Source organism: Kribbia dieselivorans NBRC 106261, from assembly GCF_001552435.1.
GTDB classification, from domain to species: Bacteria; Actinomycetota; Actinomycetes; order Actinomycetales; family Dermatophilaceae; genus Kribbia; species Kribbia dieselivorans.
The window spans coordinates 23614-30412 of sequence record NZ_BCRE01000100.1 but is presented as its reverse complement, the minus strand read 5'-3'; the positions used below and the strand labels follow the sequence as shown (position 1 = coordinate 30412).

The 6799-nt window shown below is 69.2% G+C and carries 5 protein-coding genes; all 5 read left to right on the top strand.

What is annotated here, in order from left to right; translation table 11 throughout:
* The coding region (locus tag KD1_RS09170) for an APC family permease (protein ID WP_083542317.1) at positions 1-1664 on the top strand (1664 nt) is incomplete at its 5' end.
* Positions 1665-1668: 4 nt separating this feature from the next.
* Positions 1669-3075: a sensor histidine kinase gene (locus tag KD1_RS09165; RefSeq protein ID WP_068400827.1), complete on the top strand. Its 1407-nt coding sequence runs from the start codon at positions 1669-1671 to the stop codon at positions 3073-3075.
* Complete coding sequence (locus KD1_RS09160) at positions 3072-3749, top strand: response regulator (RefSeq protein WP_068400823.1); 678 nt, start codon at positions 3072-3074, stop codon at positions 3747-3749. The genes KD1_RS09165 and KD1_RS09160 overlap by 4 nt, the downstream gene beginning before the upstream one ends.
* A gap of 29 nt (positions 3750-3778) precedes the next feature.
* Positions 3779-5200, top strand: coding sequence for a GH1 family beta-glucosidase (locus KD1_RS09155; protein ID WP_068400849.1), 1422 nt, complete (start codon positions 3779-3781; stop codon positions 5198-5200).
* Between the two features lie 229 nt (positions 5201-5429).
* On the top strand, positions 5430-6794 hold the full coding sequence (locus KD1_RS09150) for an ABC transporter substrate-binding protein (RefSeq protein WP_068400820.1): 1365 nt from the start codon (positions 5430-5432) through the stop codon (positions 6792-6794).
* Positions 6795-6799: the final 5 nt, after the last annotated feature.

The window sequence follows — 6799 nt, the reverse complement described above, 5'->3', positions numbered from 1 at the left end:
GGTCCGGCGGCGGGGCGTACGCCGTGAGCAAGGCCAACCTCGGCCGGCACGCCGCCCTCGTCGCGGCGAGCGCGCTCATGGTCGACTACGTGCTCACCGTCGCCGTGTCGGTCGCGGCCGGAGTCGCGAACCTCACCTCGGCCTTCCCGGCGCTGGCTCCGTACGCGGTCCCCCTGGCGGTCGGCGGCATCGCGTTCCTGTCGCTGCTCAACCTCCGCGGCGTCAAGGAGGCCGGGACCGCCTTCGCCCTGCCGACCTACGGCTTCGTCGTCACCGTGCTCCTCATGGTGGGTCTGGGTCTCGTGCGGACCCTCATGGGCCACCCTCCCGTGGCCGAATCTGCCTCGTTCAGCCTCGCCCCGCACGCCCAACTCGGCGGGCTGGCCGTGGCCGCGCTGCTGCTGCGCGCCTTCGCCTCGGGCTGCACCGCCCTGACCGGCGTCGAGGCGGTGAGCAACGGAGTCCCGAACTTCAGGCCACCCAAGAGCCGCAACGCCGCGGCCACGCTGACGATCATGGGCCTGATCACCGTGGCCATGTTCGTCGGGATCACTGCGCTGGCCATGATCAGCCACGTCCACGTGGCGCACGACTCGGCCGCGCTGATCGGCGCTCCGGCCGGCTACGCCCAGAAGACCGTCATCGCCCAACTCGGCGGCGCGGTCTTCGGGGCCGGCTCGGTCGGCTTCTACGTGCTGCAGGCGTTCACCGCGGCGATCCTCATCCTCGCGGCCAACACCGCCTTCAACGGATTCCCGATCCTCGCCTCGATCCTCGCCCAGGACGGCTATCTCCCCCGGCAGTTGTCGCGTCGCGGCGACCGGTTGGTGTTCTCCAACGGCGTCGTCATCCTCGCAGCGCTGGCTGCCCTCCTCATCATCGTGTTCAACGCCAGCACCACCCGGCTCATCCAGCTGTACATCCTCGGCGTGTTCGTCTCGTTCACCCTCTCCCAGACGGGCATGGTCAAGCACTGGCTCGACGCGCGTCGCCGCATGCGCACCCCGGCGGCCCTGCGCGCCGTCGGCTACAGGCTCGTCGTCAACGCCGTCGGTGCGCTCACCACAGCGGTCGTGCTCGTCATCGTGCTCGTCACGAAGTTCACCCACGGAGCGTGGATCGTCGTCCTGGCGATGCCAGTCGTCTTCGCGCTCATGGTCGGGATCCACGCCCACTACCGCCACGTCGCCGAGGTCCTGCGCCCCACGCCCAGCGGCGTCATCCTGCCCGCCCACGTCCACGCCGTCGTGCTCGTCTCCGGCCTGCAGACCCCGGCGCTGCGGGCGCTGGCGCTGGCGCGGGCGACGCGGCCGGCCTCCCTGACCGCGCTGACCGTCCAGACGAACAAGGAGGACACCGCCCACCTGCTCAAGGACTGGGCCGACCGCGGCATCCCCGTGCCCCTGACCGTGCTCGATTCTCCGTACCGCGACCTGGCCGGCCCGGTGCTCGACCACATCGCACAGATTCGCTCGGGCAACCCCCGCGACGTGGTGTCCGTCTACATCCCCGAGTACGTCGTGAGCCACTGGTGGGAGAACGTGCTGCACAACCAGAGCGCGCTGTGGCTCAAGGCCCGACTGCGCTCCGTGCCCGGCGTCGTGGTCACCAGCGTGCCGTACCAGCTGCGTGACGCCGAACAGCCGACGCCTATGGCAGCCTGAGCCCATGAGCACCGTGACCGGCGCGGCGTCACCGGCGCTGCTGCGCGGCATGGTCGGCGGCCTCTCCCGCCGCCGACTCATCGCCGGCCTCCTGGGCACCGTGGTGGGCCTGCCCATCCTCACCGCGATCCTCGTGCCACTGCGCTCCCACCTGCCCCGCGAGAGCGGGTTGCTCATCTACATACTCGCCGTGGTGATCCTCGCGGTCGTCGGAGGCGTGATCCCGGCCCTGCTCGCCGCCGTCGCGGCGTCGCTGCTCGCCAGCTGGTTTCTCACCCCGCCCTACGGATCGTTGCAGGTCAAGGGTGGGGGAGCCGCCCTCGACATCGTCGTCTTCCTCCTGGCGGCCCTCGTCGTCAGCGTCGCCGTCGAGGTCGGGGCGCGCGAACGAGCCTCCGTCGAGCAGAAGCGCCTCGAGGCCGAACTGGCGTCGCGGTTCGCCTCGTCCGAGATGTCGGCCGCACCCGTCGAGCACGTGCTCGAGGAGGTCCGGGCCCTGTTCGCCATGAGTGGAGTCGCGTTGCGTGCGGCCGATGGGCACACGTTGGCTCAGGTTGGGGAGATTCCCGACGAGGCGCCGACGCTGCGACTGGCGGCCGGGGCGGGACGAGAACTGGTGACCTTCGGACCCGACCTGTTCGCCGCCGATCGACGGCTCCTGACGGTGCTGGCCTCCTCAGCCGGCCAGGCCTGGGAGCGGGCCGAGCTCGCCGACGAGGCCGCGCGCAGCCGGCAACTCGCCGAGACCGACCGGGTGCGCTCGGCCCTGCTCGCCGCCGTCGGCCACGACCTGCGCACGCCCATCGCCGGGATCAAGGCGTCGGCCTCGGCGCTGCGGGAACCCCGAATCACGCTCGAGCCAAGCGAGACCCGCGAGCTGCTCGACTCCATCGTGGACGGCGCCGATCACCTCTCCGCGCTCGTCGACAACCTGCTGGCCCTCAGCCGCATCCAGGCAGGAGCGCTGTCCGTCCACCCGCGCGCGATCGGGCTCGACGAGGTGGTCGCCCGGGCTCTGGTGTCGCTGCACGCCCATGATGTCGAGATTGCCGTGCCCGAGGACCTGCCGCCGGCCTGGGTCGACCCGGGGCTGTTGGAACGAGCCGTCGCCAACCTCGTCGACAACGCCCGGCGCTGGAACCGGCCGGAAAGCGCGGTCACCGTGCGCGGCCGCGTCGTCGACGACACGTCGCTGGCGGTGGACGTCATCGATCACGGCCAGGGCGTCGACCAGGGGGAGTGGGAGACGATGTTCGCCCCGTTCCACCGACTCGACGAATCCGGCGACGGCGTCGGGCTCGGCCTGGCCATCGTCCGCGGCCTGCTCGAGGCGATGGACGCCACGGTCGCGCCCGCGCACACCCCGAAAGGAGGGCTCACGATGACGATCACCGTGCCACGCGCCCGATGACCCGCCTGCTCGTCGTCGAGGACGAGGAGCGACTGCGCCGCGCCCTGGCCATCACGCTCAAGGCGCACGGCTACACCGTCGAGGCGGTGGCCGACGGGGCCTCCGCGCTGCGGGCGGCGGCCGCTGCGCCACCGGACCTCGTCATCGTCGACCTCGGCCTGTCCGACATGGACGGCAAGGACGTCATCGCCGGCATCCGCGGGTGGAGCGCCGTGCCGATCATCATCCTCTCGGCGCGCGACTCCCAATGGGAGAAGGTCGACGGGCTCGACGCCGGTGCCGACGACTACCTGACCAAACCGTTCGGCATGGATGAACTGCTCGCCCGGATCCGCGCCGGGTTGCGTCGCGGTGCGTCCGGGCCCAGCGCCGATCCGATCGTCGAAACCCCCATGCTGCGCATCGACCTCGCCGCACGGAAGGTCGCGCGCAACGGCGTCGACGTGCGGCTCACCCCGACCGAATGGCACTTCCTCGAGATGCTCGTGCGACACCGCGGCAAGTTGGTCGAGGGCCGGCAGCTGTTGCGGGAGATCTGGGGCCCGACGTACACCGACGAGACGAACTACCTGCGGGTGTACATGGCGCAGTTGCGGCGCAAGCTCGAAGCGGATCCGTCGCACCCGCGGCACCTGATCACCGAACCCGGTGTCGGGTACCGATTCGAGGTATGAACGCGCCGGGCCCCGGCATGATGGTCGCCATGGAGCGCTACCCCATCGCGGATTCCGCCGACCTCGCCGCCCGTTTCCCGTCCGACTTCCGTTGGGGAGCCGCCACGGCCAGCTACCAGATCGAGGGCGGTGCCCGCGAGGGTGGCCGCGGCGTCTCGATCTGGGACACGTTCAGCCACACTCCCGGCCGCGTGCTCGGCGGCGACACCGGCGACGTCGCGTGCGACCACTACCACCGTTGGCGCGAGGACATCGCGATCATGCGCGAGCTCGGCCTGGACACCTATCGGCTCTCGTTGGCGTGGCCGCGGTTCCAGCCGACCGCCGACGGCGGGTGGAACCGCGGCGGCACCGACTTCTACCGGCCGCTGCTCGAAGGGCTGCGCGAGGCCGGCATCAGCCCGTTGGTGACGCTGTATCACTGGGACCTGCCGCAGTGGCTGGAGGACCGCGGTGGCTGGGCCGGGCGCGAGACTCCGCAGCGTTTCGGTGACTATGCCGCGCACGTGGCCGCCGAACTCGGGGATCTCGTCGACACCTGGTCGACGGTCAACGAGCCGTGGACCTCGGCGTATCTGGGGTACGGCTTCGGGGTGCATGCGCCCGGGCGCAGCGACCCGGCCGCCGCGCTCGCGGCCGTGCACCACCTCAACCTCGGCCACGGCCTCGCCGCACGGGCGATCCGGGCGGAGCTCGGTGACTCGGCAAAGGTGTCAGCGGCACTCAACCTCATGGCCCTGCGCCCGGCCGATCCGGACAGCGACGCCGACCGTGAGGCCGTGCGCCGCCTCGACGCGCTCGACAACCGCGCGTTCACGGGACCGATGCTCGACGGCGCCTATCCGGAGGACCTGATCGCCGACACCGCGCACGTCACGGACTGGTCGTTCGTCCACGACGGCGACGTCGACACCGCGCACGTCCGTCTCGACCTGTTGGGCGTCAACTACTACACGACGACCACCGTCAGAGCCCTGGGCGAGGGAGAGGCGGCCATCGACGATCCGCGTGGTCAGGACATGGCCCAGTGCCGGGTCGCGACCGAGGGCATCGACTGTGTCCCGCAGGCGGGGGAGGTGACGGCGATGGGCTGGCTCGTCGACCCCGCCGGGCTGCGTGACACCCTCGTCGACCTGTCGCGCCGCTACCCCGATCTGCCGCTGGTGATCATGGAGAACGGAGCGGCGTACGACGACGAGGTCGTCGACGGCTCCGTGCCCGATCTGGACCGGACCAGTTACTACTCCCAGCACCTGTCCGCGGTCGCCGACGCCCGTGATGCCGGCGCCGACGTGCGCGGCTACTGCGCGTGGTCGCTGCTTGACAACTTCGAGTGGAGCTGGGGATACCACAAGCGGTTCGGCATCGTGCGGGTCGACTACGCGACCCAGGAACGGCTGATCAAGGGCTCCGCGCGGTGGTACGCAGAGGTCATCGCGGCGTGCCACTGACACGCCACTGACACGTCACTGACACGCCAACGGTCAAAGGCCGCAGGTGAGAGGCATCTTGATAGGTTCTTGCCGATCCTGACGCATGTTTGCAGGATCGTTATGCAACGGATTGACGCAAGTTCCGGACAAACCATGGTGACCGGGGTTGACTTGCGGGAGGCGGTCACGGGCGAGCGCTCGTGGCGTCAGGTCCCACGTTTCACACTGATGAAGGATGGCGGATCACATGGCAAGTACTCTTCGTCGCACCACCTCGGTGATCGGCGTCGCCGCGCTGGCTGCGGTCGGGCTCGCGGCCTGTGGAGGGAGCTCCGACAACAGCGGCAACAACGCCAGCGGGGTCGACACCACCGACTACTCGGACTGGTGCTCCATGAAGGACCAGCTCAACGGCAAGACCGTCACGCTCTACACCTCGATCGTCACGCCCGAGGACAAGCCGCACAAGGACTCCTACAAGCCGTTCGAGGAGTGCACCGGCATCACCGTCAAGTACGAGGGTGACAAGGACTTCGAGAAGAACCTGCCGCAGCGCGCCCAGTCCGGCAACCTGCCCGACGTCGCCTACGTCCCGCAGCCGGGTCTGCTCCAGACCATGGTCGAGACCGGCAAGGCGATGCCGTCGCCGGAGTCCGTCTCCAAGAACGTCGACGAGTTCTTCGGCAAGGACTGGCGTGCCTACGGCTCGGTCGACGACCAGCTGTACGCCGCTCCGCTCGGCGCCAACGTCAAGTCGTACGTCTGGTACTCGCCGAAGCAGTTCAAGGCCAAGGGCTACAAGGTGCCGGAGACCTGGGACGACCTCAAGAAGTTGACCGCGCAGATCGCGGCCGACGACGCCAACGCCAAGCCGTGGTGCGCGGGCTTCGCCTCTGGTACGGCCACCGGCTGGCCGGGCACCGACTGGCTCGAGGACCTCATGCTGCGCACCGCGGGCCCGGAGGTCTACGACCAGTGGGTCAAGCACGAGATTCCGTTCAACGACCCGCAGGTCGCCACGGCGCTCGATGAGGTCGGCTCGATCCTCAAGGACCCGAAGTACGTCAACGGCGGCTTCGGCAACGTGCGCACCATCGCCACGACCACATTCCAGGACGGCGGCCAGCCGATCCTGAAGAACAAGTGCTACATGCACCGTCAGGCCTCGTTCTACGCCGCCAACTGGCCCGAGGGCACCAAGGTCGCCGAGAACGGTGACGTGTGGGCCTTCTACCTGCCTGGTGACGGTCAGTCCAAGCCGGTTCTCGGTGGTGGCGAGTTCGTCATGTCCTTCCGCGACGCTCCCGAGGTCAACGCGTTCCTGACCTACCTGTCGAGCAAGGAATGGGCCAACGAGAAGGCCAAGGTCACCTCCGGTGGCTGGGTGTCGGCGAACAAGGGTCTGGAGATCAAGAACCTCAAGTCGCCCATCGACCAGCAGTCGGCCGAGATCCTGCAGGACCCGAACTCGGTGTTCCGCTTCGATGGTTCCGACATGATGCCCTCCGCAGTGGGCGCTGGCTCCGAATGGACCGAGATCACCAACTGGATCAACGGGCAGGACACGAAGAAGACCCTCGACAACATCGAGAAGTCCTGGCCGACCAGCTGATTTCC

Bases quoted from the DNA above. Each gene is read 5' to 3' on its own strand.
- KD1_RS09165 (WP_068400827.1), top strand. From the start codon at position 1,669: ATGAGCACCGTGACCGGCGCGGCGTCACCGGCGCTGCTGCGCGGCATG.
- KD1_RS09160 (WP_068400823.1), top strand. From the start codon at position 3,072: ATGACCCGCCTGCTCGTCGTCGAGGACGAGGAGCGACTGCGCCGCGCC.
- KD1_RS09155 (WP_068400849.1), top strand. From the start codon at position 3,779: ATGGAGCGCTACCCCATCGCGGATTCCGCCGACCTCGCCGCCCGTTTC.
- KD1_RS09150 (WP_068400820.1), top strand. From the start codon at position 5,430: ATGGCAAGTACTCTTCGTCGCACCACCTCGGTGATCGGCGTCGCCGCG.